Raw genomic sequence first — 25,639 nt, forward strand, 5'->3', positions numbered from 1 at the left:
CGCAAATTTTTAATGAGCCTTAATAAATAGGTCTAGGAGACAGAATGAAAAGAGCCGTAATCACCGGTTTAGGTATTGTATCCAGTATTGGTAACAATAAAGCAGAAGTATTAGCCGCGTTAAAAGCGGGCAAGTCTGGCATTAGCCGGGCGGAAGAGTTTGCTACACTGGGATTACGCTCACAAGTGTGGGGCGACATTAAGTTGGATCCTGCCACCCTGATTGACCGCAAAGCGATGCGTTTTATGGGCGATGCTGCAGCATATTCTTACATTGCCATGCAAGAAGCGATGGAAGATGCCGGTTTAAGTTTAGAGCAAATCTCAGATCCACGCGTCGGTTTAGTCGTCGGCTCTGGCGGTGCTTCTTCTAAAACACAGGTTGAAGCGGCGGATATATTACGTGAAAAAGGCGTTAAGCGTGTTGGCCCTTATGCTGTCCCTAAAACCATGTCGAGTACCTGTTCAGCCTGTTTAGCTACGCCATTTAAAATTAAAGGCGTTAACTATTCCATCAGTTCAGCTTGTGCTACCAGCGCGCACTGTATTGGCCATGCCATGGAGTTGATCCAACTGGGTAAACAAGATATCGTGTTTGCCGGTGGTGGTGAAGAAGTGCATTGGACACTGGCGATGGAATTCGATGCCATGGGCGCTTTATCTTCTCGTTACAATGATACGCCAGAACTTGCGTCGCGCACCTACGATGCTAACCGTGACGGTTTTGTGATCAGCGGCGGCGGCGGTATTGTGGTGGTTGAAGAATTAGAGCATGCGCTAGCGCGTGGCGCTACCATATATGCTGAAATCGTCGGCTATGGTGCCACTTCAGATGGCTATGACATGGTTGCCCCCAGTGGTGAAGGCGCCATTCGCTGTATGCAGATGGCGATGCAAGATGTTAGCGCACCCATTGATTATGTGAATACTCACGGCACCAGTACTCCAGTCGGAGATGTCAAAGAGTTAGGGGCGATCCAAGAAGTCTTTGCCGGTAAAACGCCTGCTATTAGTGCAACTAAAGCCATGACAGGCCATGCTTTAGGCGCTGCCGGTGTGCACGAAGCCATCTATTCTATGCTGATGCTACAGCATAACTTTATTGCCCCATCGATCAACATTGGTGAATTAGATGATGCGGCCAAAGGTTTAGATATCGTGACTGAAACACGAGATGCAGTATTAAATACGGTGATGTCGAACAGTTTTGGTTTCGGTGGCACGAATGCAACCTTAGTGTTACAGCGTTATAACGACGCAAAATAAGCTAATAGGTTGATTTAAAAGGCGCCTTGATGGCGCCTTTTGCTTTGTTAGCCGTGTAACTTTGTTACACTTAACGTTAAAACCAGTGGAGTGCCGATGAATGCAAATTTATGCTGATGAAAATATGCCGTTAGTGCATGAGTTTTTTTCGCAGTTAGGCGAGGTCACAACCTTTGATGGGCGCAAGGTCACGGCTGCACAACTGAGTCAGGCTGATATTTTGTTAGTGCGTTCAGTCACGCCAGTAGGGCCTATGCTACTCGCCGACAATCAGCAGTTGCGTTTTGTGGGTACCGCGACGATTGGCACAGATCATATTGATCAGGCTTACTTGCAGCGTCAAAATATTGCGTTTAGTGCTGCACCGGGCTGTAATGCACAGTCGGTAGTGGAATATGTACTCAGCAGTATGTGGTGTTTAGCCGAGCGTTATCAATGGCAGTTAACCGATAAAACGGTCGGTATTGTTGGCGTAGGCAATATCGGTGGGCGTTTAGCGCGGGCGTTAAATGCTTTAGGGATCCCGGTTTTACTTTGTGACCCAATACGTGCAGCGCAAGAGCCGGATTTTCCACACACCGACTTTACAACACTTTGTCAGCAAGCCGACATTGTTAGCCTGCATACCCCCATGCAAAAACAAGGGCCCAATGCTACGTGGCACCTGTTTAATGATGCCACGCTAGCCAGTTTAAAACCGCAGTGTGCCTTGATTAACGCTTCTCGCGGCGGGGTTATTGATAACCAAGCGTTATTAGCGGCGCAGCAACAGCATCGTCGCCCTTTGGTCCTCGATGTATGGGAGCAAGAACCTGATATCCTACAAGCGTTATTGCCTTACTGTGATATCGCAACCGCGCATATTGCTGGTCACAGTGTTGAAGGTAAAGCGCGCGGCACAGAAATGCTGTATCAACGCTGTTGTGAGTTACTGGGAGTCACGCCAGAAATCGCATTAGCGGCCTTGTTACCTCGGCCTGCTGTAGAGAAATTACAAATTTCTGCTAATTTTGGGCTTCCGGATGTCCAAAGTGTCGCAAGAATGTTATATGATGTGCGGCGTGATGACGCTTTATTGCGGCAACACCTGCAACAACATGGGTTTGACTGGCTAAGAAAGTCATATCCCGCACGGCGCGAATACAGCGCGCTGCAGCTTGTCGGTCAGGCCGTACCGGCCTGGCTTGGCCAATTGGGCTTTAATAGTCAGATTTAAGAGGATGCATCAGATGGCGTCACAATATAATGTCGCAGTCCTAGGCGCGACGGGCTTGGTAGGCCAACATTTAATTGAAATATTAGAGCAGCGCGATTTCCCTGTTGCCCAGCTATTTCCTTTGGCTAGCAGCCGCTCTGCCGGTGGCACTGTTACCTTTAAAGGCAAAAAAATTACCGTGTTAGATGCGGATACTTTTGACTGGAGTCAAGCTCAAATTGGTTTGTTTTCAGCCGGTGGTAGCGTGTCAGCTATTTATGCTCCAAAAGCCGCAGATGCAGGCTGTGTGGTGATTGATAACACCTCACACTATCGATACGAAGCGGATATTCCGTTAGTAGTGCCCGAAGTTAACCCAGAAGCCATTGCAGATTATCGTAATCGTAATATTATTGCTAACCCAAACTGCTCTACGATCCAAATGTTGGTCGCTTTAAAGCCCATTCATGATGCCGTGGGGATCAGCCGTATTAATGTGGCGACTTATCAATCGGTAAGCGGTGCTGGCCAAGCGGCAGTTGAAGCCTTAGCCCAAGAAACAGCGCAGTTATTAAATGGTCGGCCTTTAGAAGAAGGGGGCCATTTCGCTCGGCAGATCGCTTTTAACGTGATCCCGCAAATTGATGTGTTTATGGATAACGGTTACACCAAAGAAGAAATGAAAATGCATTGGGAAACGCAAAAAATTCTGGGTGATAACAGCATTGGTGTTAATGCAACAGCGGTACGTGTGCCGGTGTTTTTTGGTCACGCTGAGGCGGTCCACATAGAAACGCGGATGCCGATTACCGTTGAGCAAGTTAAAGTGCTCTTAGCGAATGCCCCAGGCGTGGTGTTATTTGAAAATAACGCTGATTTTCCAACGCAGGTGAGTAACGCAACAGGCAAAGATGAGGTGTTTGTTGGGCGTATACGGCAAGATATTACCCATGAAAACGGCATAAACTTGTGGGTTGTGGCAGATAATATTCGCAAAGGTGCTGCCACCAATAGTATTCAAATTGCTGAGCACTTAATTCGTGATTATTTGTAATACCGTTTTGGCGGGTTAATTGAGTCACAAATCACAGAGCGCCTTAGGGCGCTCTGTGTTATTTATAGCGGTAAACAACAGAGCTTGTTGCTATTTACTGGTAAGCCGAGGCTAACTGCATTATATTTGTTGAGTCAGCAGCAGTAATAATGGAACACTGCTTGCATAACACTATCATATGATTTTGCTTTAACGTGAGTCTAGGTGCTCGGCTAAGGAATCCTGATGCCTGTTCGTATAATTTTACTTTTGCTGTTAGTCAATTTTTCGTCGATGGTGCTGGCTCAGTCTGCGCCGACGCAGATCCGTGGCCCGAAAAACGCGGATAGTGTGCTATTGCAAAAGCAATTTGGCCCTTTAACACCCAGCGACACTTTGTGGCGTATCGCCGAGCAGGTCAAGCCTAGCGACAGTGTAACCACATTCCAAGTGATGTACGCACTTTTCATGAAAAACCCTGGTGCGTTTAATGACGCCAACTTCAATCATTTACGGCCTGGTGCCATTTTAATTGTCCCTGAGTTGCGTGAGATTCGTTTGGTTGATCCCGAAGTCGCTCGACGTAAAGCCGATAGCGATGATGCTGAGTGGGCGAAAAAAGTCGCGCGTGATGCTGCTGCCCGCGCCAAAGCACGCGAAGAAGCTAATAAACCTAATGTCGTGCAGCAACAAACCGCTGCAGAGCTGAACGCTCTAAAAGATCAATATCAAGACTCCATTCAATTAATTGAAGGTATAGCACTGGAAAACCAGCAATTACGTGGTTCGTTAGGGCGAGTGGAACAAGAGCTTGAAGGCTTAAAAGCGCAATTAGCGGAAGACAGCTTGTTACAACAGCAGCTTAACCAACTACTGCAACAACAGCAGCAAATTTTGGCCGAGCAACAAGCCCGACGCGAAGCGGAGGAAGCCGCGCAACTTGCAGCCGCCGCAGCTGCAGAAGCAGAAGCCTCCAATTGGCTCAACAATCCGATTACGTGGGCGCTTGCTGCGTCGTTACCCGCTATTTTGTTATTGATGGGCTTTATCGCTTGGGTTAAACGGCGTGGGCGGCAAACCGAAGAAGCGGTAGCGAATGCGATCAAAGAGCCACAGACCTCGGCAGGCTATAAATCACCGGTGCCACCTATCGACAATAGTCAGGATTTTGACGAAAGCCTGCTCGATATGGATGACGATCTGTTTAAAAACGATTTTGATGAAGCCAGTCCAAGTGCAGTCAGTGCCCTAGATGATAGCCTTGAAGATGATACATTACCGGATTTCAGTGACGATATTTTAATTAACGAGTTAGTTGAGCCGGATCCACTGCGCACGGACATGTTAGATGGCATGGATGATGATCGTTTAGATGTTGATGACGACGCCTTAGATCCGGTAACGCCGGTGCGGGAAGAGCACGATATTCAATTAGAAGGCGTGGAAGAATTAGATTTCGACCCGGATAATATTTTGTCGGATACGGATTTATCGGCCTTATTAATGGCTGATGACGATGATGATGTTATTGAGTTAGCGGATCCGAGTGAGGCAGAAACAGCCAAGCTAGCAGCAGAACCTATTGCGCCAGAGCGCGAGACTGCAGATGATGTTAACGATCATATTGAAGAAATTGAAGTTGAGCTGCCGGATGATGAGCCCTACTCTACGCCCGTGCCGACAAATAATGATGAGCTTGAAGAAGCCGCAGAGCTTAACGACGATGTGCTGGATAGGTCTGCTGACGAGGCAGTCGATGCCGCAACAGACGAACTCGATGCTGATGATATTGACGAGTTACTGTTAGATAATGAGCGCGAACGTTTATTAGCCACAGAAGCCCGTTTTGATAATTCTGATTTAGATGACTTTGCCGAGCAATTGGCTGCAGAATCGATTGAAGCGGAAGATGCAGACAGCTTATCTGCAGATGAAGAGCAATTGAATGCCGAGCTTGACGATATCTTAGAGCAAGCGGCAGCGGAGCAATCGCAAGCGACAGCCCCTGAGGTTCGTGAGGCGGATGTCGATGAACTCACCCTTGAAGCGCTTGATGACATGGATTTAATCGACACCACTGCACAAGGCGGTGTTGATGACATTATTACTGACCAAGCGGCGGCTGATGATGATTTAGTGACTGAGTGTGAGCTGCCGGAAGAAACCGAACTGGCAGCAGGCGAAGCGTTAATTGATGATGAGCTCGAGCTTGCCGCTGCTAAGCGGTTGAGTGACGAACTAAGCCTAGCTGAAGACATCGCGTTACCTGCTATCGACGAGCAGCTGAATGAGCAGACCGCTTCTGATAGCAGCGAAAGCAGCGCTGCTCGAAAAGCCTCAGAGCACGCAACATCCGTGCAACAGATTGCCGATTTGCTGAACGAAGACGCTGAGTCTGATATTGCCCAGACGTTAACGGCAGAAGACGAGTTTAGCCATGATCTTACGAACTTATTAACTGAACCTGATGACGCGACTGCCGATGAGTTGGCAGAACACTCTGAAGCTCAAGCGCTTAATGATGCTGTCACAACGGACACTGATGATGCTGCGGCAGAGCTAACCCGACCAGATACATCGGCTGACGAAGAGGCGGTTGAGAATGCTCTAACAGCGGAATCGTCAGAGCATTTCCCTGATGTCGCTTTAGACAGTGATGCCGAGCCAGAAGGCGATGCAGAATTATTACTGGACTTAGCTTCAGATGAGGATAATTCAGTCACGCGCCCTTCAGAAGCGGCACTGTCTGTAGAAAACCCCAGTAAAGTACTGGACAGCTATCCTGAATTAGCCATGTCAGACGATACTGCGGATGACGATGAGTTTAGCCAGCTTGCCGAGCAAATTGAGCAATTAACCAATGAGTCTGCTGCAGAATTTAGCGATGAAGAATTAGCTGCTGCCTTAGCTGAGCAGAGTGAAAACGAAGACGAAGATGCTATCCCAGAACTGAGCCCAGAGGAATTTAACCTAACCGAGCTGGAAGACAGTCAGTTCGATTCGTTATTAAATGAGTTAGCGGTAGATCAAAACGTTACCCAGGCAGACAACGATGTTGAGCAGGCCAACGATGCTTTCGCTATTTCTAATGCCGAATCTACAGCCGCGGAGATCAGCGATGAGCCGGCCATTTCAGATGATGACTTTGTTGAAATTGATAATTTGTTATCTGCCATGGAGCATGCTGATGAAGATGAGCAGCGTTTCAATCAATTAAATGTGGATGTCGGCTTAGAGGATTATGCCGGTATTATTGGCGAACATACTAAGATGGACGTTGATAAAGAAGATGAAGGTTTTGCCGGCAAACTGGATTTGATTCGCGCTTATTTAGAAATGGATGAAGCCGAAAGTGCAGAACTGCTGATTGGAGAAATTCTCACTTCCAACGCGCCTGAACACATAAAAGCAGAAGTGAAAGCGCTCAGAGCAGAGTAGGTATAATCGGTTAGCTGCGTTATAATCCGCGCAGTTAACAGAGGGCCAGTGATGCGAATTGCGTTAGGTATTGAGTATGATGGTGCCAGCTTTTATGGCTGGCAGCGTCAGCGCGAAGTCAACAGCGTGCAACAAGAAGTGGAACAGGCATTAGCCAAGGTGGCTAATCAGCCGATTGAATTATTTTGTGCCGGTCGCACCGATGCCGGTGTGCATGCAACCGGTCAAGTCGTGCATTTTGATTGCAGTGCTGATCGCGATATGAAAGCCTGGGTGATGGGTACAAATGCTCAGCTGCCTGATCAAATTGCTGTGCGCTGGGCCAAAGAGGTTCCTGATGATTTTCATGCCCGTTTTAGCGCAACGGCGCGTCGTTATCGTTATGTCATCTATAATCATAAATATCGACCGGCCATTTTACGGGCGGGTTTGAGTCATTACCATCAAGATCTTGATATAGCCTTAATGCAGCAAGCGGCACCTGCCTTGCTGGGCGAACAAGATTTTAGCGCTTTTCGCGCTATGCAGTGCCAATCAAATACGCCGTTTCGAAATGTGCATCATCTGCGAATCGCACGAATAGGCGATTTCATTGTCATAGACATTAAAGCCAATGCCTTTTTACATCATATGGTGCGTAATATTACCGGCAGTTTACTGGAAATTGGTATGGGCCGCCGCCCTGTAAGCTGGTTAGCTGAATTGTTAGCCAGTAAAGATCGTAATCTTGCTGCTGCAACGGCGAAGCCGGGTGGTTTGTATTTAGTTGAAGTCGATTACCCTGAGCAGTTTGCGATCCCGAAAGTGGCACTAGGGCCGCTGTTTTTACCGGCTACCTAGGCAGATAGCACTGACTACTAAGACCAGTTTTCTGTATTCGACAGTACTCAATATGTGTTTTAATAGCTGCATTTACGCTATATCAGTGTTTTTTACGTATTTTTCCGTCGTTAGCCCTGTGTTATCGACTATGACAGATTAGGAAACCTCTATGAGTTGGTTAGAAAAGATTCTACCTAGAACATCGTCTTCTGGTCGCCGCAATATTCCAGAAGGTGTCTGGACTAAATGTACTTCTTGCGATGCGGTGCTGTATAAAGCGGATCTAGACCGCAATCTAGGTGTCTGTCCTAAATGCGATCACCATATGCGTGTATCGGCTCGTGCGCGTTTACAAAGCTTTTTTGATGCGAGCAGCACTCATGAGTTAGCCGCTGAGCTTGAACCACAAGATCTGCTAAAATTTAAAGACAGCAAGCGATACAAAGATCGTATTGTTGCTGCCCAAAAAGCCACTAATGAAAAAGATGCTATGGTGGTGATGCACGGTACTTTGCATGGTAATCCAATTGTTGCCGCGGCGTTCGAGTTCGAGTTTATGGGCGGTTCGATGGCTTCCGTGGTGGGGGCTAAGTTTGTTGCCGGTGTCGAATATGCTTTAAAGCATAAAGTCCCTTTTGTTTGTTTCTCTGCCAGTGGTGGCGCTCGTATGCAAGAAGCCTTATTTTCTTTAATGCAAATGGCGAAAACCAGTGCGGCATTAGCGAAAATGAGCGAGCAAGGCTTGCCTTATATCTCGGTATTAACTGATCCAACTATGGGTGGTGTTTCTGCGAGTTTAGCGATGCTGGGCGATATCAACATCGGTGAACCTAAAGCGTTAATCGGTTTTGCCGGTCCTCGGGTTATTGAACAAACCGTACGTGAAAAGCTGCCAGAAGGCTTCCAACGTAGTGAATTCTTATTAGAACACGGTGCAATTGATATGATTGTTGACCGCCGTGAAATGCGCGATACAATTGCCCGACTTATGGCTAAGTTTATGCGACTACCTGCGCCAGTGGCGGAGCGTGATGCATCCTAGGGATTTATGTCGGTCCAACAATTAAATAGCCAATCGTGCCAAACCCTGGCCGATTGGCTTTGTTATATAGAGCAAAGTCATCCGATTGATAAAATTGAGCTTGGCTTAGATCGTGTGCGGCAAGTGGCTGCTCGCGGTGATTTGGCACAACTGCCTGGAACGGTTGTGTTGATAGCCGGTACCAATGGTAAAGGTACCACCGCTCGTACGTTAGAGCATTTGCTGCTGGCCCAAGGTTTTACTGTCGGTGTTTATAGTTCACCGCATTTACTGCAGTTTAATGAACGCTTACGCCTGAATGGTACTGATGTGGTTGATGCCGATTGGCTGACCGCTTTTCAATTAGTTGAGCAATTACGGCTTGATGTGCCATTAAGTTACTTTGAGTTTACGACCTTGGTGGCTTTTGCCATTTTACGCGCTCAGCAACCCGATTACTGTTTAATTGAGGTTGGGCTGGGCGGGCGTTTAGATGCAACAAATATTGTCGATCCGACCATCAGCGTCATCACCACAATTGATTTAGACCATCAGGATTGGCTTGGCCCAGATCGTGAAAGTATTGGTCGAGAGAAAGCCGGCGTGTTTCGTTCTACTAAGGTGGCGATATCTGGCGAATTAACGCCACCAGCCAGCTTGAGTCAGGTGGCCACGACGCTAGGTGCTGTGTTAAAGCAAGTGGGAACCGACTTTCACTATCACGTTAGTGCAGAGCAATGGTATTGGCAAGGGCAGCAACAACAGTTTGCGGACTTACCCATACCACAAGTGCCAGTACAAAACGTTGCCACCAGTTTAGCGGTGTTAGAACAATTAGGGCAGCTGCCAAGCGAACCCGTGTTAAAGCACTGCTTAAGCACGTTAACCTTGCCCGGGCGTATGCAACAGTTGCAACAAAACCCAACTATTTTGTTAGATGTAGCGCATAATCCGCAATCGGCGGCTTATTTAGCGACGCAGTTACAATTATTGCAGCCGCGCTATCGGCAAATTATTGCCTTAGTTGGCATGTTAAAAGACAAAGACGTGCGCCAAGCATTACAGCCCTTGACGTCTTGTGTGACGCAATGGCATCTTGTCAGCTTACCGGGTAACCGCGGCGCCAGCAGTACGCAATTACAGCAGGCATTGGCCAGTGTCGATCAGGCCAGTGCATCTAACGCTACTGAGCATGACTCTGTTGCTCAGGCTTATCAGACTATCGTCAGTGCCTTGCAGCCTACGGATCTCTTGGTCATTTTCGGCTCTTTTGTTACCGTTTCTGCGGTATTGGCGCTTCAGTAGGAGGAGCAATGATAGCAAAATTTAAACATCGGCTATTGGGTACCAGTATTTTGGTTTTGGCCGGCATTATCTTTTTGCCAGACTTACTCGATGGTGAAAAACAAGTCGTTAAAGATGATTTTAAAGTTATTCCCGATCGCCCAGAATTCGTTGGTGTACAACAGGTTCAGCCGTTTCCTGATGATGAGTTTGCGGCCAAACAACAAGCCGTTAACAGCCAGCTGATAGATGATGTCGATGTCTTGGATGACGCTGATAATAGCAGTGATAGTGCTAACTTACCCTCGCAACAATATGCCCAAGTTACCGCCGGCACAACCGAAGCTGAAAAAGTTGCTACGCCTACTAAAGTTGTTGAAGCAACCCCAAGCACAACGCCAACGAAAACGGCCGTAGCGCTTAATCAAGCTGCATGGGTGGTACGAGTGGGTAGTTTTAGTAATCCGCAAAACGCCAGTGCGTTAGAGGCAAAATTAAGACAAGCCGGTTTTGCCACCTTTACCCGCAGCATTACTAACAGCAATGGCCAGCCGTTAACCAGTGTTTTTGTTGGTCCTGAAGTACGGCGCGAGCGTCTTGAGCAAGGTCTGGGTAAGCTGCAACAATTAACCGGTATTGCAAAGCTGACGATCAGTAATTATCAACCTACAGAAATCAACTGAGTTTGATAGACACGAGTTGTTTCCTTTTGTAATAAACAAACGGATCACTTGTTTATGAACATTCCCTAGCTATTTGGGTCGGCAATTTGTTAGAATGCGCCCCGTTGTTAGGCAACCTTTGGTAGCAAATGAGTTGGGTTGATTTTGTCATCTTGGCGGTCATAGCTCTCTCCGCTGTGATCAGTCTGGTCCGAGGCTTTGTAAAAGAAGCTATTTCTTTGACCGTATGGATCGCGGCTTTCTTTATTGCCAGCTCGTATTACCCCCATCTAGCCAGTTTTTTCACAAATATTTCTGAACCCACGCTGCGTAATGCTTCCGCTATTGCCATTTTATTTATTTGCGCGCTTATTGTGGGCGCGCTGATCAACTATGTCGTTGGCAAACTCGTCCAGTCTACCGGCTTATCTGGCACAGACAGGTTGCTTGGGCTGGTATTTGGAGCGTTGCGCGGTGTGTTAGTGGTCAGTGCCGTATTATTTTTTATTGACGCCTTTACTCCTGCGGCGGCGGCTGATTGGTGGAGCCAATCTAGCTTGATCCCTGAGTTTGGTTTTATTATTGAATGGTTTTTCGAATATCTGCAAAGCCGTTCTAGTTTTATGCAAAAGCCATAGCCGGCGAGGAAAAATCAATGTGTGGTATTGTTGGAATCGTAGGTAAGTATCCCGTTAATCAGGCGCTGTATGATGGTCTGACAGTCTTGCAACACCGTGGTCAGGATGCTGCGGGTATCGTTACGGTCGATAATAATACCTTGCGCTTGCGCAAGGCCAATGGTCTGGTCAAAGACGTATTTGAGATACGTCATATGCAGCGTCTGGCCGGTAATATCGGAATTGGGCATGTGCGTTACCCTACCGCTGGTTCGTCAAGCACCGCAGAAGCGCAGCCGTTTTACGTTAACAGCCCCTTTGGTATCGCTTTAGCGCACAATGGCAATCTGACTAATGCGCATGAGCTAAAAGACGAAATCTTTCGTTTAGCGCGTCGTCATGTGAACACGACCTCTGACTCAGAAGTGTTGTTAAATGTGTTGGCGCACGAATTAGCCATTCAACCGAATATGAAGCTAGAGCCTGAGCAAATCTTCAAAGCGCTGGCCAATGTACATCGCAAAGTACGAGGCGGTTATGCGGCGGTGGCGCTGATTATTGGCCATGGCTTACTCGCCTTCCGTGACCCGAACGGGATCCGCCCGTTAGTGATGGGCAAACGTGAAACTGCGGCGGGTACTGAGTATATGGTCGCTTCAGAAAGCGTAGCCCTTGATGCGGATGGCTTTACCGTATTACGGGATATTTCACCAGGTGAAGCCGTGTACATCACCGAGGAAGGTGAATTACACAGCATGCAGTGCGCCGAGAACCCAAGTTATACCCCTTGTATTTTTGAGTACGTCTATTTTGCGCGTCCTGATTCAACCATCGACAATATTTCGGTTTATGCTTCTCGTGTCGCGATGGGAACTTACCTCGGTAAAAAATTAAAACGGGAATGGTCGCATCTGGATATTGATGTGGTTATCCCGATCCCAGAAACCAGTAATGATGCGGCTTTAGAAATTGCCAATGTATTAAATTTACCTTACCGCCAAGGTTTTGTGAAAAACCGTTATATTGGCCGTACCTTTATTATGCCTGGCCAAACAGAGCGTAAAAAATCGGTGAAGCGTAAATTGAATGCGATCTGGCAAGAGTTTAAAGGTAAGAACGTGTTGTTGGTGGATGATTCAATCGTCCGTGGCACCACTTCGGGTCAAATCATCGAAATGGCGCGCGAAGCGGGTGCGAAGAAAGTGTATTTCGCTTCGGCAGCACCAGAAATACGTTTCCCGAATGTGTATGGTATTGATATGCCGTCAGCCAATGAGCTCATTGCTCATGGTCATGATGTGGACAGTATTTGTCAGATCATCGGCGCGGATGCCCTGATTTTCCAATCATTGCCAGATTTGATTGCCGCAGTGAGAACAGAAAACCCGGACATTACCCATTTTGAAACGTCGGTGTTTGATGGTCATTATGTTACCAACGATATTGATCAAGATTATTTAAATCGTCTTGATCAATTACGTAGTGACGATGTGAAAGCGGCGTCTAGCATGAACATGGCAACCAATTTAGAAACTTACAACGAAGGTTAAACCAAGTCGTTGTTGCAAGTATAAAAAAACGGCTGCAAATGCAGCCGTTTTACTGTCTACCTTGTCTTATTATTATGCGTTTGGTTTTACCATCAGTGGGTAAAAGCAGGGCCAAAGCCCGAGCTCCACAAAATAGCAGTGGCGGCAAGTAAAGTCACTAACAAAATTAAACCTGACGTAACTACCGAGCTGGCATAAATAAAACCGCGCTCTTCAGGAATGTGCATTAAGATAGGCACCCCAACGTACAGTAAATACACTGAATACGTTAAGCCCGCTAAACCCACCACCATCACAAACCATAGTTCAGGGTATAAGGCGGCTAAACCCACCATAAACAATGGTGTTGATGTATATGACGACAACTCTAAGGTCTGAGTGTAAGTCGGCTCAGCACCAAAAGTATGGGCCATCCAATGTGCTAAAAGTGCTAGCGCTAGCACGCCAATAATTAAGGCAAAATACATCGCAACAGACAGCATTAAAGCGCTATTTGCGGTTAAAAAGATTTTTTCGCCAACGCCAATGCTCCAGCCTAAATGCACTGCCGAGTAGTACGCGCAAATGGAAGGGATCAAAGCAACCAGTAAAATGTGAATTAAGCTATAGCGTAAACTTTCATGTCTGGCATCAATGGTATGCCATTCTTCTTTTGGATGGGCGTAGATGCCCCACAAATGGTTTAGAATCATCGTTATTATCCTTATTATTGAAGCGCCTTGTGCGGGAACTTAAAAAATTTACCCGTATTAAAGTTATGGTTGAATAACGCAGATTCGTCAAGGACAATGTTGAAAAATTCAACATTTCATGTCGATGCTGGAGCACATTGCTACCTTCGGGTATACTGCGCGGCGTGTTCAATCAGTAGACCGCCTTATGTTAAGCCACGAATATCAGACCTTATTAGCACCCATTCAGCAGTTTTTGCACTGCAGTACGCCTCAAGCTTGGTTAAATGAAGCAATGCAACCGGCTCGTTTACCGATGCTGTTAACTGATCATCTGATTTGTGAGTTAAAAGCGGCGCAATCCGCGATGTATCTGATCCGGCGTTATGCGGTAGATGAGCAAAGTGCCGATGCCTTACTACAATGGCTGAAACCTTATGAAGACTTTACTTATCGCCAGCATGGCACATGGCAAGCCTTAGCGGATATCAAACTGAAAAAGTCGATGTTACCGAAATCGAATTCAGCTTATGGCCAAGAACTTATCGATAAGATGGTGTTGTTAATTAAAGAAGAGTTACATCATTTTTATCAAGTGCTTGAAATGATGCAGCAACATGATGTGCCTTATGAAAAAATCACCTCAAGTCGCTATGCCCGTGGTTTGTTGCGTCATGTTAGCACTTATGAACCAGCGGCTTTGATTGATAAGCTTATTTGTGGAGCCTACATCGAAGCACGCTCTTGTGAGCGTTTTGCTACTTTAGCGCCGCATTTGCCTGCGGATATTGGTCAGTTTTATTTGTCTTTATTGCGCTCAGAAGCGCGGCATTATCAAGATTATCTGCAACTTGCAGAGCAAATTGCTGGGCAGGATATCAGTGCGCGCGTAGCCTTTTTTGGTGAGAAGGAAGCCGAGTTAATTTTATCCGCGGATAACGACTTTAAATTTCATAGTGGTAGCCCAGTGCCTGAGCTTATGGCGCAAGCGGGTTAAAGACCAGTTGCCAGTGATCGGCGGTTACCTTGAGATAACTGCTTTGACTATACCAATCTCCCAGCACATAGCGCAAAGCGGGTTGGTTGTTGACGGTTAATTGATGTACCGCAGGGCGGTGTGTGTGGCCATGGATCAGATGTTGTACGGTATACTCGGCCATTATTTTAGGCACTTCCGTTGGCGTAACATCCATAATGTTGGCGCTACCCATTGTTTGATAACGTGCTTTGGCTATAGCGCTTTTGGCGCGCGCTTTGCGGGCTAAAGCTTGCCGAATAAAAAGGGGTAATGAGAGCATCAATCGTTGCCACCAAGATTGATCCCACCAACGTCGAAACTTTTGATAAGCCACATCCATCGTGCATAAGCTATCGCCATGCATGATAAGGGTGGGGGTGCCGTAAAGATCAATTACCTGCTGTTGCGGTAATAAAATTAACCCCGCACGTTTGGCATAATGTTGTTTTAATAAAAAATCACGATTGCCATGGATAAAGTAAATCGGCGTGTGCTGACTGAGCGGTTTTAACACCTTGGCAACGGTGTCGAGTAACGGTTCGGGATTATCGTCACCAATCCAGACTTCAAACAGATCGCCTAAAATATACAGTGCATCGGCCGCTGGCGCTTGCTGCGCAATAAACTGTAAAAAGGCCTGAGTAATATCAGGCCTTTCTGCTGATAAATGCAAATCTGCAATAAACAGCGTGTGTGACATGGTTTAGTCGTTCAGCTCAGCACGTTCAATCACTACGGGCTCAACCGGTACATCGCTGTGACCAGCGTTACGCCCCGTGCGTACCGCTTTGATTTTTTCAACCACGTCCATACCTTCAACCACTTCACCAAATACACAGTAACCCCAGCCTTGAGCGTTTTCAGCACTGAAGTTTAAGAAGCTATTATCAGCAACGTTGATAAAAAACTGTGAGGTGGCAGAATGCGGATCGCTGGTTCGCGCCATAGCGATGGTGCCTTTGCTGTTCGCGACGCGGTTGTTAGCCTCGTTTTTAATGGTTTCTTTTGTCTCTTTTTGCTGCATATCTGCAGTGAAACCACCGCCTTGGATCATAAAGCCGTCAATCACCCGGTGAAAAATAGTGTTGTCAAAAAAGCCATCTTTCACGTAGCTAATAAAGTTAGCCACGGTCACCGGTGCCTTGTCAGCAAAAAGATTTAATTTAATCACGCCAAAATTAGTATGTAAGCTAACCATCATTTTTTCCTTATCATTACAGATGCGTCATTCTAACGCACTGCCGTCAAATCATAAAGCAAGGATAGCGGCTAGCATCTGCCAATGCTAAACTAATCGGCGCATTTTGCTGTTAATGATTCATATTTTCTGTCAGAGGACATAATGTTACAGATATACAATACCTTAAGCCGCCAAAAAGAAGTCTTCAAACCTATCATTCCGGGGAAAGTGGCCTTGTATGTTTGTGGCATTACCATTTACGACCACTGCCATGTAGGGCATGCCCGCACTTACGTTGCTTTTGATGTCATTAATCGCTACTTACGTTTTAGCGGTTATGACGTGACCTATGTGCGAAATATCACTGATGTTGACGACAAAATTATTAAGCGCGCGGCAGAAAACAACGAAAGTTGCGATGCTTTAACCGCACGCTTCACCGCGGCAATGCATGCCGACTTTGCAGCTTTAGGGCTATTACCCGCCGATATTGAGCCAAAAGTGACCACTCACATGGCCGAGATTATTAGCCTGATCGAAACCTTAGTTGCCAAAGGTTATGCCTATGTTGCAGCGGATGGCGATGTACTGTTTGATGTCAGTAAATATGCCGAATATGGTGCGTTAAGCCAACAAAACCTGGATATGTTACAAGCCGGTTCTCGGGTAGAAGTGGCGCAAAATAAAGATGATCCATTAGACTTTGTGTTATGGAAAGGCACCAAGCCGGGTGAGCCATTCTGGGCTTCACCTTGGGGCAATGGTCGGCCCGGTTGGCATATTGAATGTTCTGCCATGAGCGCTAAGCATTTGGGCGAACATTTCGATATTCATGGTGGCGGTTCAGACTTACAGTTTCCTCACCATGAAAATGAGATCGCACAATCTACCTGTGCCCATGGCCAAAAGTACGTCAATACCTGGATCCATACTGGTATGGTGCAAGTTGATAAAGAAAAAATGTCGAAATCACTTGGCAATTTTTTCACGGTAAAAGACGTATTAGCTGAATATAATGCAGAAGCGGTACGTTATTTCCTTCTGTCTAGCCATTACCGTAGCCAATTAAATTACTCTAAAGAAAACTTAGAGCAAGCACATGCCGCGCTAGGACGACTTTACACTGCGCTGCGAACAGTAACGCCAAGCCATAGCATTGATTTGGCCAGCCCGTATATTGTGCGTTTTAAAGCCGCGATGGATGATGACTTCAATACGCCTGAAGCTTTGCCGGTATTGTTTGAATTAGCGCGTGAGGTGAATCGCTTTAAAGAGGCTGAGCCAGCAAAAGCCGCAGAGCTAGCGGGTTTGCTGACACTTTTAGCGGGCGTACTGGGCTTGCTGCAGGGCGATGCCGAAACCTTTTTACAAAGTGGCGCATCAGATAGCGATGTGGCAGAAATTGAAGCGTTAATTGCCAAGCGCAATGCGGCTCGTGCCGCTAAAGATTGGGCCGCGGCTGACGCGGCTCGCGCTGAATTAACCGCTAAAGGCATTATTGTTGAAGATAAAAATGGCGTGACCAGTTGGCGTAAGGCTTAAAACGGTCATTGCATAATAAAAAAACCGCCGATGGCGGTTTTTTTATGGCAACTGTAGCGGTTATTTACTGTCGTGGTATAGCTCACACGCTTCTAGCGTGTTTTCAATTAAACTGGCCACAGTCATTGGGCCAACACCACCAGGGACAGGAGTAATATAGCGAGCCAATTTAACCGCTTTAGCATATTCGACATCACCGACCAGTTTGCCACTGTCTAAGCGATTGATCCCGACATCAACGACCAGAGCACCGGGCTTGATCCAATCACCAGGAATAAACTCTGGCCGACCTACGGCGACAACCAATAAATCCGCACGACGCACTTGCTCTTCTAAATTACGGGTAAATTTATGGCAGACTGTTGTTGTACAACCGGCGAGGAGTAATTCCAGAGCCATAGGGCGACCGACTATATTAGATGCACCCACGACCACCGCATCCATACCTTTAACGTTTACGCCGGTACTTTGCAGTAACGTCATAATACCCTTAGGGGTGCAAGGGCGTAAGGCTGGCATACGCTGCGCTAAGCGGCCGATATTATAGGGATGAAAACCATCGACATCTTTGTGCGGGTGAATATGTTCTAAAATAGCCGAAGCGTCTAACCCTGCCGGCAAGGGTAGTTGTACTAAAATACCATCGATGCTGTTGTCATTATTTAACGTATCGATAAGCTCCAACAATTGTTGTTGCTTGGTTTCAGCCGGAAGATCGTAAGATACTGAATGAAAACCGACTTCTTCGCAGGCTTTACGTTTGCTGCCAACATACACTTGTGAGGCTGCATCAAGCCCAACTAATACAACGGCAAGTCCGGGAGCTCGTTTTCCGGCTGCTACGCGAGCGCGCACCTGAGCGGCGACTTTGTCTTTTGTTGCGTTAGCAACGGCTTTGCCATCTATTATTTGTGCTGTCATGCCTGCTGATTTCCTAGGAACTAAAAAGAACAATATTTTCGCACAGCTGCCAAAAGAACGCTATCATCGTCCGTTGCAAACATGAATAACCGCCAGTGCGGGTCAATTAGGTTCAAATAATAGCCAATCAGCGTAAATACCTAAAAAAAGGTTTGACGGTGTGCATGGCGGGCGTTAATATTCCGCCCCGTTGCAGCGATGTAACGTTGTCGGTGATTGGCGCAGTTTGGTAGCGCACTTGGTTTGGGTCCAAGGGGTCGCAGGTTCAAATCCTGCATCACCGACCAATCTTAATTCAAAAAATTAAGAGAGTCCCAGATAGGCGTTTGACATGTGCGCCCGTAGCTCAGCTGGATAGAGCAACGGCCTTCTAAGCCGTGGGTCATAGGTTCGAGTCCTATCGGGCGCGCCATTTGGTGCAAAGTTTCAAATTGTGGTGGTTGTAGCTCAGTTGGTAGAGCCCCGGATTGTGATTCCGGTTGTCGTGGGTTCGAACCCCATCATCCACCCCATCCCCTTTGTCGGTGATTGGCGCAGTTTGGTAGCGCACTTGGTTTGGGTCCAAGGGGTCGCAGGTTCAAATCCTGCATCACCGACCATTCTCCCTGAGTCTTAAAATTACCTTATCAAAATCTCACATTAGAATAAATTATGATGCACATGTTTGTGTTCATTAATGCAGTTGCAGGTTCATCTCCGACCATTGTCCCGTCTTAAACATCTTGAATCAAAATCTCACATTACAATAATTGTATGAGCATGTTTGTCTTCATGTATGCCGTCGCATTTTCAACTCCGGTACCCCCGTTATTTATATTTGTTACGCAACTTCCTTAACAATTCTCTCTTTATGTCTCCAACCGGTCAGATTTTGACCATGCAAATGCGAGTTAAACACATGTCGTATCCGCAAAACTTCTTTATATAAAACAAATGCTTTAATTAATATGCCAACACCTCGCGCATCTCATTGAACGAGGGTTGTGTTCATGCTTGCAATGGTAATTGACATTTGCTGGACAGTTTTACTGCTCTCACTGAGCCCTAGTGAACAGGTGGCCATTTGGATTAGTGACAGGGCGTTATAACCACTATTCATCAGAATAATAGTAGTTTTTTATTTTTGTGATAATGGGGGGCGTTTTTGCAGAAAAAGTGAGCCGCGTGGATCTGTAATTTTGTTACAGTTATCAGGGGCTTCCTTTACATATTCTAGGTTTGAAAATACCGATGTTTTTTTCTAAATTAATGATAATTATCACTTATTTTTACTCCGTTAACTGTGGTTTTAAGTATTGTACGCGTGGTGTTGGGTGGTAGGGCTAGGCTGTTTTTGTTAGACTATGCACCGATTTACATAACGGAGGAATTATGCTTAACCCATCCTGGCGTAGGGTTGTACTGAAAGTCGGCAGTGCCCTAATCGCGCCGGACAATGAAGGATGCAGCGAAAAGTATTTGCGTCCTATTGCCGAATTTATCCGCGAATGTCGCGCACTCGGTCGTGAAGTGATTTTAGTCTCTTCAGGCAGTGTAGCGGCTGGTCGACACCATTTTAATTTCCAGCATCATCGTGTACCCATGGCTTTAAAACGCGCCATGGCTGCAGTAGGTCAAAATGAGATGATGAATTTCTGGAGCCGTTGTTTCGATTTTCCTTGTGCTCAGGTATTACTGACGCACGGTGATTTAAGCGATCGGGTACGCCACGTTAACGTGCAAAATACTATGCGCCGACTGCTCGATCATGGTGTATTGCCTATCGTTAACGAAAACGACACTATTGCCACCGAAGAATTAAAAGTAGGCGATAATGATAATTTAGCGGCAATGGTTGCAACGGTAACGCAGGCTGATGCCTTGATTATCTGTTCAGATGTCGATGGTTTGTATACTGCAGATCCAAACAAAGATCCGAAAGCGACCTTAATCCCTACTGTCAAAAAAATTGATCAACGCATTTATGACTTAGCCGGTGGTGCCACTTCATCAGTGGGTACGGGAGGGATGCGTACTAAAATTGAAGCAGCAGAAAAAGCCACCACACAGGGTGTTGATACCGTGATTTTAGACGGGCATCAGGCTGACAGTTTTCAGTGTCTTTTAGCGGGCAAGAATCCGGGCACCATATTTTATGCTCAAAAAAATCCGTTACCGGCTAAAAAACATTGGGTTAGACATACCTTACGTGCCAAAGGCGAAATTTGGGTTGATAGCGGTTGTATCGATGCGCTACGTGATAACGGTGCTTCTTTACTCAGCAGTGGTATTGTTGAAGTAAAAGGCGAGTTTGAATCAGGTGATGCGGTGATCGTTCGTTGCTCTAACGGCAAGCGCTCTATTGCTAAAGGCGTAACACGCTTTAGTGCGAGTGAACTGTTTTCGATTAAAGGACAAAAAACCCAGCATATTGCCGATTATTTAGGTTATTGTCCCAACGGTAGTAACGCCGTGATCCATCGCAGTGAAATGATGTTACTGGAGAAAATATGAGTAATGATGTTGCAGCTAAGCTTGCTGCAGAAGCCGCAGTGGCGGCAAAAGCGGTAGCGGTATTAAGCACCGAGCAAAAAAATATCGTATTGCAGTCGTTTGCCGATAAGATTCGTCAAGCCACGCCAACTATTTTAGCCGAAAACCGTGCCGAAGTAGCAGAGGCGACGGCCAATGGCACGGCCGCGGCCATGATTGATCGTTTAACGTTAACGGCTGAGCGCATTGAAGCGATGGCCAGTGCCATTGAGCAAATTATCCAGCTGCCCGATCCGGTGGGGTTAACCCGCCAAATTGAGCAACGGCCTAACGGCATCAATATTGCCAAGCGTCGTATTCCGCTTGGTGTAATTTGCATGATTTATGAAGCGCGCCCAAATGTCACAGCTGATGCCGGTGCTTTGTGTTTCAAGTCGGGTAATGCCGTGATTTTACGTTGTGGTCGGGAAGCGATTAAAACGAGCTTAGCGATTGCCGCTGCTATGCGTCAGGCATTAGCTGAGCATAATCTGCCTGATGCGGTGATTAGTATTGTGCCTGATCCTGATCGTAATTTATTACTTGCACTGTTAAAGCAGGATGATTACATCGATTTAGTGATACCACGGGGTGGCGAAGGCTTAATTCGTTTTGTAACTGAGCATAGCCGTATTCCGGTGATCCAGCACTTTAAAGGTGTTTGCCATTTATTTGTGGATGCCAGCGCAAAACCCGAGATGGCCCTTAACTTATTAATTAACGGTAAAGTGCAACGTCCTGGTGTGTGTAACGCCTTAGAAGGCCTACTCGTACATCAATCGATTGCTGATAGTTTTTTACATAAAGTTGCCGCGGCCTTAGCCGAAAATCACGTTAAGGTGCATGCTTGTGCACAAAGCTTACCGTATTTTAGTGGTGCCTCAGTTATTGCGGAAGATGAATTTGGCCAAGAATACCTTGCGCCGGAAATTGCCGTGCGGGTGGTTGCAGATTTTGACGGTGCCATTGCCCATATTGATCGTTTTGGCAGCCAACATACCGAAGTGATTTGTACAGAAGATCAAGCTAATGCTGACCGTTTTATTGCTACCGTCGATACTGCGGTGGTCATGCATAACGCCTCCTCACGTTTTTCAGATGGTGGCGAGTTAGGTTTAGGTGCGGAAATCGGTATTTCTACCAGTAAGTTACATGCTTATGGGCCAATGGGGCTTGAAGCATTAACCACCGAAAAGTATGTGGTTACCGGCGTTGGGCAAACCCGAGTTTAAAAGAACACGACGAAGTTATTTCAGGCTTTTATCGTTGATAAAAGCCTGTTTTTTTGTCTTGAAAAAGCATCGTATCTAAAGGCTCGACTAGCGGGTTATAGCTCGCTATAATGCCGCGTTAATTTTTATAACAGGTCAGGTTCATCTTGAGTTTGTCGACACCCGGCCATCACAGTAAGGCGTATCAGAGCCGCCTGACATTGAATTTGAGGTAAAGAGATGCAAGTTTCTGTTGAAACCACCCAAGGTTTAGAGCGCCGTTTAAATATCGTCGTGCCAGCTGCCAGTATTGATTCAGAAGTGAAGAGCCGTTTACGCGAATTAGCTAAACGTCAGCGTATCGATGGTTTCCGTCCGGGCAAAGCCCCCGTTTCTATTATTCAGAAACGTTTCGGTTCTGCTGTGCTGCAAGAAGTCGCTTCTGAGCAAATGCAACGTTCCTTCTACGAAGCTATTGTTGAAAACAAATTAACGCCAGCCGGTGCGCCTCAGTTTGCACCTGGCGCGTTAGAAAGCGGTAAAGATTTAGCATTTATGGCTATTTTTGAAGTGTATCCAGAAATCACGGTAGCGGCTTTAGATAAAGTAGAAGTCACTAAGCCTACTGTTGAAATCACCGAGTCGGATTTGTCTAATATGTTAGACACTTTACGCAAGCAACACGCGAAATGGGAAGACAAAGCAGATGCGGCGGCTACTGGCGACCGCGTCACCATGGATTTCGTGGGTTCAATTGACGGCGAAGAATTCGAAGGCGGTAAAGCGACTGATTTCGTTTTAGAATTAGGCCAAGGCCGCATGATCCCAGGCTTTGAAGAAGGCGTTATCGGTAAAGCCGCTGGTGAAGAAACCACGTTAGAAGTGACTTTTCCAGCAGATTACCATGCTGAAAACCTGAAAGGTAAAGCCGCAAGCTTTGCTGTTACCGTGAAGAAAGTTGAAGGCCAGGTGTTACCTGAGCTTAATGATGAATTCGCCACTTTATTCGGTTTAGCCGATGCGTCTGTTGATGCATTAAAAGCTGAAGTAAAGAAAAACATGGAACGCGAACTGAAGCAATCCATCAAAGGCAAAGTAAAAGAGCAAGTGATCAAAGGCCTGCTAGCAAACAACGAAGTTGAAGTGCCTAAGTCTCTGATCGCCAGCGAAGTTGATGTATTGCGTCAACAAGCATTACAGCGTTTTGGTCAAAACATGGATCCAAAACAGTTGCCAGAATTACCTGCGTCATTGTTTGAAGAACAAGCAAAAGACCGCGTAAAAGTAGGCCTGTTATTAGGTGAAATTATCAAGACTAATCAACTGAAAGTGGATGAAGCTAAAGTTCAAGAGCTGATCGACAACGTGGCCTCGGCCTATGAAGATCCAGCAGAAGTGGTTCAGTACTACACCACTAACAAAGAGCTGATGCAAAGCATGCGTAATGTTGCGTTAGAAGAGCAAGCAATCGAAGTTGTCTTAGCTGCGGCTAAGGTGACTGAGCAAGCTGCCGCTTTTGACGAGATTATGAACCCAAAGTCCGCTAACTAAGATTGACTTCTTAGCGTGTGGCGGTTTTAATGGCTCGAACACGTGTTCGGGCCATTTTATTTTTAGGCACCGTCTTTTCGCCAGTATTACCCAGCTACAGCAGAGGGATCCCAGATTATGCCAATGTCTCGTGACATGAATGACATCGTAAATGCCTTAGTACCTATCGTTATCGAGCAAACGGCTAAAGGCGAACGTTCTTTTGATATTTATTCCCGCTTGCTGAAAGAACGGGTTATATTCTTAACTGGTCAGGTCGAAGACCATATGGCTAACCTGATTGTGGCACAGCTATTGTTTCTCGAATCAGAAAACCCAGAAAAAGACATTTATATTTATATTAATTCACCTGGTGGTTCAGTCACAGCCGGTTTATCGATTTACGATACCATGCGTTATATTAAACCCGATATCGCAACCGTTTGTGTTGGCCAAGCCGCCAGTATGGGCGCGTTCTTGTTATCCGGTGGTACCAAGGGTAAACGTTATTGCTTACCTAATGCCCGCGTGATGATTCACCAACCATTAGGGGGCTTCCAAGGCCAAGCGACAGATTTTGAGATCCATGCCAAGGAAATCCTGTATATTAAAGAGAAACTCAATCGCTTGATGGCTGAGCACAGTGGTAAGAGTTATGAGCAAGTATGTAAGGATACTGAACGCGATAACTTCTTAAGTGCGCAGCAAGCCTTGGAATATGGCTTAGTCGACTCCATATTGACCAATAGAGAAGCTAAATAATTGGATTATGCGGGCAGTATGTGCCCGCTGATTGGAAAAAGAGGTAGTTACATGTCTGATCACCGCACTGACGGCGACAAGAGCGGCAAATTACTGTATTGCTCTTTTTGTGGCAAATCACAGCATGAAGTGCGTAAGTTGATCGCAGGGCCACAAGTCTATATTTGTGATGAATGCGTTGACCTATGCAACGATATCATTCGCGAAGAAATCAAAGATATTTCACCTAAACGCGACGGTGAAAAATTACCGACGCCTCGTGAAATTCGGCAACACTTAGACGATTACGTTATCGGTCAAGAACATGCGAAAAAAGTGTTAGCGGTAGCGGTATACAACCATTACAAACGCTTACGTAGCTCGCAGCACAAACAAGACGTTGAATTGGGTAAAAGTAATATCTTGTTAATCGGTCCAACCGGTTGTGGTAAAACATTACTGGCTGAAACGTTAGCGCGTTTACTCGATGTACCGTTTACTATGGCTGATGCCACCACCTTAACCGAAGCCGGTTATGTCGGTGAAGATGTCGAAAATATCATTCAAAAACTACTGCAAAAATGTGATTACGACGTTGAGAAAGCCCAGCGCGGTATCGTGTATATTGATGAGATTGACAAAATATCGCGTAAGTCTGATAACCCATCCATCACCCGTGACGTTTCAGGTGAAGGGGTGCAGCAAGCCTTACTGAAACTGATTGAAGGTACTGTTGCTTCTGTGCCGCCACAAGGCGGGCGTAAACATCCACAACAAGAATTCTTACAGGTAGATACCTCTAAGATCTTATTTATCTGTGGTGGTGCTTTTGCCGGTTTAGATAAAGTGATTGAACAGCGTAGCGCCAAAGGTGCGGGTATTGGTTTCGGTGCTGAAGTAAAAAGCAAAGAAAGCAGTCGTAGCTTGAGCGAATCCTTCCGTGATGTTGAACCTGAAGATTTGGTGAAATATGGCCTGATCCCAGAGTTTATCGGGCGTTTACCCGTTGTTGCAACATTAACGGAATTGGATCTTGACGCTTTAGTGCAAATTTTAAGTCAACCGAAAAATGCACTAAGCAAGCAATTTGCGGCATTATTCGAAATGGAAAACGTTGAATTAGAGTTCCGTGACGATGCCTTAAAAGCTATTGCTCAAAAAGCGATGGAACGCAAAACCGGTGCGCGTGGTTTACGTTCTATAGTGGAAGGTGTTCTGCTTGATACCATGTATGAGTTGCCCTCTATGCAAGATGTGGCAAAAGTGGTCATTGATGAAACAGTGATCCGAGGCGAGAGTCAGCCCATACTAATCTATGAGAACAACGAACCGGCGGTTGCTGAATCACACTAAATAAAAAAGGAGCTGCAAAGCTCCTTTTTTATCAGATGAATTGAAGTTTGTAGATCCGTCCCCATATACTATTT

The 25,639-nt window shown here is 46.2% G+C and carries 21 protein-coding genes and 4 tRNA genes; 21 read left to right on the forward strand and 4 right to left on the reverse strand.

From position 1 onward, the window contains the following. The first annotated feature begins 44 nt into the window (after positions 1-44). The 10 genes from fabB (at position 45) to purF (ending at position 12,887) form a co-directional block, all read left to right on the forward strand. Complete coding sequence (gene fabB / locus JAO78_RS02520; protein ID WP_226749772.1) at positions 45-1,265, forward strand: beta-ketoacyl-ACP synthase I; 1,221 nt, start codon at positions 45-47, stop codon at positions 1,263-1,265. 100 nt (positions 1,266-1,365) lie between these two features. Then, positions 1,366-2,481 carry a 4-phosphoerythronate dehydrogenase gene (locus JAO78_RS02525; protein WP_226749773.1) on the forward strand — a complete coding sequence of 372 codons (1,116 nt, stop codon included), beginning with the start codon at positions 1,366-1,368 and terminating at the stop codon, positions 2,479-2,481. Positions 2,482-2,494: 13 nt separating this feature from the next. Further along, positions 2,495-3,514 (forward strand): aspartate-semialdehyde dehydrogenase, encoded by a 1,020-nt coding sequence (locus JAO78_RS02530; protein WP_226749774.1) that lies wholly within the window; start codon positions 2,495-2,497, stop codon positions 3,512-3,514. A gap of 225 nt (positions 3,515-3,739) precedes the next feature. Continuing rightward, positions 3,740-6,931: a FimV/HubP family polar landmark protein gene (locus JAO78_RS02535; protein WP_226749775.1), complete on the forward strand. Its 3,192-nt coding sequence runs from the start codon at positions 3,740-3,742 to the stop codon at positions 6,929-6,931. A gap of 51 nt (positions 6,932-6,982) precedes the next feature. Then, positions 6,983-7,771, forward strand: coding sequence for a tRNA pseudouridine(38-40) synthase TruA (gene truA, locus JAO78_RS02540; protein WP_226749776.1), 789 nt, complete (start codon positions 6,983-6,985; stop codon positions 7,769-7,771). Positions 7,772-7,922: 151 nt separating this feature from the next. Then, the gene (accD, locus tag JAO78_RS02545; protein ID WP_226749777.1) at positions 7,923-8,795 is read left to right on the forward strand and encodes an acetyl-CoA carboxylase, carboxyltransferase subunit beta; all 873 of its coding nucleotides are present in this window, start codon (positions 7,923-7,925) and stop codon (positions 8,793-8,795) included. 6 nt (positions 8,796-8,801) lie between these two features. Further along, complete coding sequence (gene folC, locus JAO78_RS02550) at positions 8,802-10,079, forward strand: bifunctional tetrahydrofolate synthase/dihydrofolate synthase (protein ID WP_226749778.1); 1,278 nt, start codon at positions 8,802-8,804, stop codon at positions 10,077-10,079. 8 nt (positions 10,080-10,087) lie between these two features. Next, positions 10,088-10,741 carry an SPOR domain-containing protein gene (locus tag JAO78_RS02555; protein ID WP_226749779.1) on the forward strand — a complete coding sequence of 218 codons (654 nt, stop codon included), beginning with the start codon at positions 10,088-10,090 and terminating at the stop codon, positions 10,739-10,741. Positions 10,742-10,869: 128 nt separating this feature from the next. Then, positions 10,870-11,358, forward strand: coding sequence for a CvpA family protein (locus JAO78_RS02560; RefSeq protein WP_226749780.1), 489 nt, complete (start codon positions 10,870-10,872; stop codon positions 11,356-11,358). Positions 11,359-11,375: 17 nt separating this feature from the next. Next, positions 11,376-12,887, forward strand: a complete 1,512-nt coding sequence (gene purF, locus JAO78_RS02565; RefSeq protein ID WP_226749781.1) for an amidophosphoribosyltransferase — start codon at positions 11,376-11,378, stop codon at positions 12,885-12,887. Positions 12,888-12,979: 92 nt separating this feature from the next. Here purF and JAO78_RS02570 read toward each other — a convergent pair whose 3' ends face one another. Further along, positions 12,980-13,579, reverse strand: a complete 600-nt coding sequence (locus tag JAO78_RS02570; protein WP_226749782.1) for a Yip1 family protein — start codon at positions 13,577-13,579, stop codon at positions 12,980-12,982. Positions 13,580-13,766: 187 nt separating this feature from the next. On the opposite strand from JAO78_RS02570, the gene miaE reads away from it, so the two are divergent. Continuing rightward, on the forward strand, positions 13,767-14,555 hold the full coding sequence (gene miaE, locus JAO78_RS02575) for a tRNA isopentenyl-2-thiomethyl-A-37 hydroxylase MiaE (RefSeq protein WP_226749783.1): 789 nt from the start codon (positions 13,767-13,769) through the stop codon (positions 14,553-14,555). Here the strand turns inward: miaE and JAO78_RS02580 are convergent. Both JAO78_RS02580 and JAO78_RS02585 read right to left on the reverse strand, forming a co-directional pair. After that, a complete protein-coding gene (locus JAO78_RS02580) occupies positions 14,536-15,276 on the reverse strand; it encodes a UDP-2,3-diacylglucosamine diphosphatase (protein WP_226749784.1) in 741 nt (246 codons plus the stop codon). The genes miaE and JAO78_RS02580 overlap by 20 nt on opposite strands. A 3-nt stretch (positions 15,277-15,279) precedes the next feature. After that, complete coding sequence (locus JAO78_RS02585) at positions 15,280-15,774, reverse strand: peptidylprolyl isomerase (RefSeq protein WP_226749785.1); 495 nt, start codon at positions 15,772-15,774, stop codon at positions 15,280-15,282. A 144-nt stretch (positions 15,775-15,918) separates the two neighbouring features. On the opposite strand from JAO78_RS02585, the gene cysS reads away from it, so the two are divergent. After that, positions 15,919-17,298 (forward strand): cysteine--tRNA ligase, encoded by a 1,380-nt coding sequence (cysS, locus tag JAO78_RS02590; protein WP_226749786.1) that lies wholly within the window; start codon positions 15,919-15,921, stop codon positions 17,296-17,298. 60 nt (positions 17,299-17,358) lie between these two features. On the opposite strand, the gene folD is transcribed toward cysS, so the two are convergent. Then, positions 17,359-18,219, reverse strand: coding sequence for a bifunctional methylenetetrahydrofolate dehydrogenase/methenyltetrahydrofolate cyclohydrolase FolD (folD, locus tag JAO78_RS02595; RefSeq protein WP_226749787.1), 861 nt, complete (start codon positions 18,217-18,219; stop codon positions 17,359-17,361). A gap of 210 nt (positions 18,220-18,429) precedes the next feature. Here folD and JAO78_RS02600 point away from each other — a divergent pair. The 9 genes from JAO78_RS02600 to clpX all read left to right on the forward strand — a co-directional run bounded on the left by JAO78_RS02600 (position 18,430) and on the right by clpX (position 25,565). Then, a tRNA-Pro gene (locus JAO78_RS02600) sits at positions 18,430-18,506 on the forward strand. Between the two features lie 48 nt (positions 18,507-18,554). Beyond that, positions 18,555-18,631, forward strand: a tRNA-Arg gene (locus JAO78_RS02605). A 24-nt stretch (positions 18,632-18,655) separates the two neighbouring features. Continuing rightward, a tRNA-His gene (locus JAO78_RS02610) sits at positions 18,656-18,731 on the forward strand. A gap of 10 nt (positions 18,732-18,741) precedes the next feature. Beyond that, positions 18,742-18,818, forward strand: a tRNA-Pro gene (locus JAO78_RS02615). Between the two features lie 772 nt (positions 18,819-19,590). Then, positions 19,591-20,712: a glutamate 5-kinase gene (gene proB / locus JAO78_RS02620; protein ID WP_226749788.1), complete on the forward strand. Its 1,122-nt coding sequence runs from the start codon at positions 19,591-19,593 to the stop codon at positions 20,710-20,712. After that, positions 20,709-21,962, forward strand: a complete 1,254-nt coding sequence (locus JAO78_RS02625) for a glutamate-5-semialdehyde dehydrogenase (protein WP_226749789.1) — start codon at positions 20,709-20,711, stop codon at positions 21,960-21,962. The genes proB and JAO78_RS02625 overlap by 4 nt, the downstream gene beginning before the upstream one ends. A gap of 219 nt (positions 21,963-22,181) precedes the next feature. After that, positions 22,182-23,492 carry a trigger factor gene (gene tig / locus JAO78_RS02630; protein ID WP_226749790.1) on the forward strand — a complete coding sequence of 437 codons (1,311 nt, stop codon included), beginning with the start codon at positions 22,182-22,184 and terminating at the stop codon, positions 23,490-23,492. A 123-nt stretch (positions 23,493-23,615) separates the two neighbouring features. Continuing rightward, on the forward strand, positions 23,616-24,233 hold the full coding sequence (gene clpP / locus JAO78_RS02635; RefSeq protein WP_226749960.1) for an ATP-dependent Clp endopeptidase proteolytic subunit ClpP: 618 nt from the start codon (positions 23,616-23,618) through the stop codon (positions 24,231-24,233). A 51-nt stretch (positions 24,234-24,284) separates the two neighbouring features. Next, positions 24,285-25,565: an ATP-dependent protease ATP-binding subunit ClpX gene (gene clpX, locus JAO78_RS02640; protein WP_226749791.1), complete on the forward strand. Its 1,281-nt coding sequence runs from the start codon at positions 24,285-24,287 to the stop codon at positions 25,563-25,565. The last annotated feature ends 74 nt before the right edge of the window (positions 25,566-25,639 follow it).

It is taken from the genome of Alishewanella maricola (assembly GCF_016343785.1).
GTDB lineage: Bacteria > Pseudomonadota > Gammaproteobacteria > Enterobacterales > Alteromonadaceae > Alishewanella > Alishewanella maricola.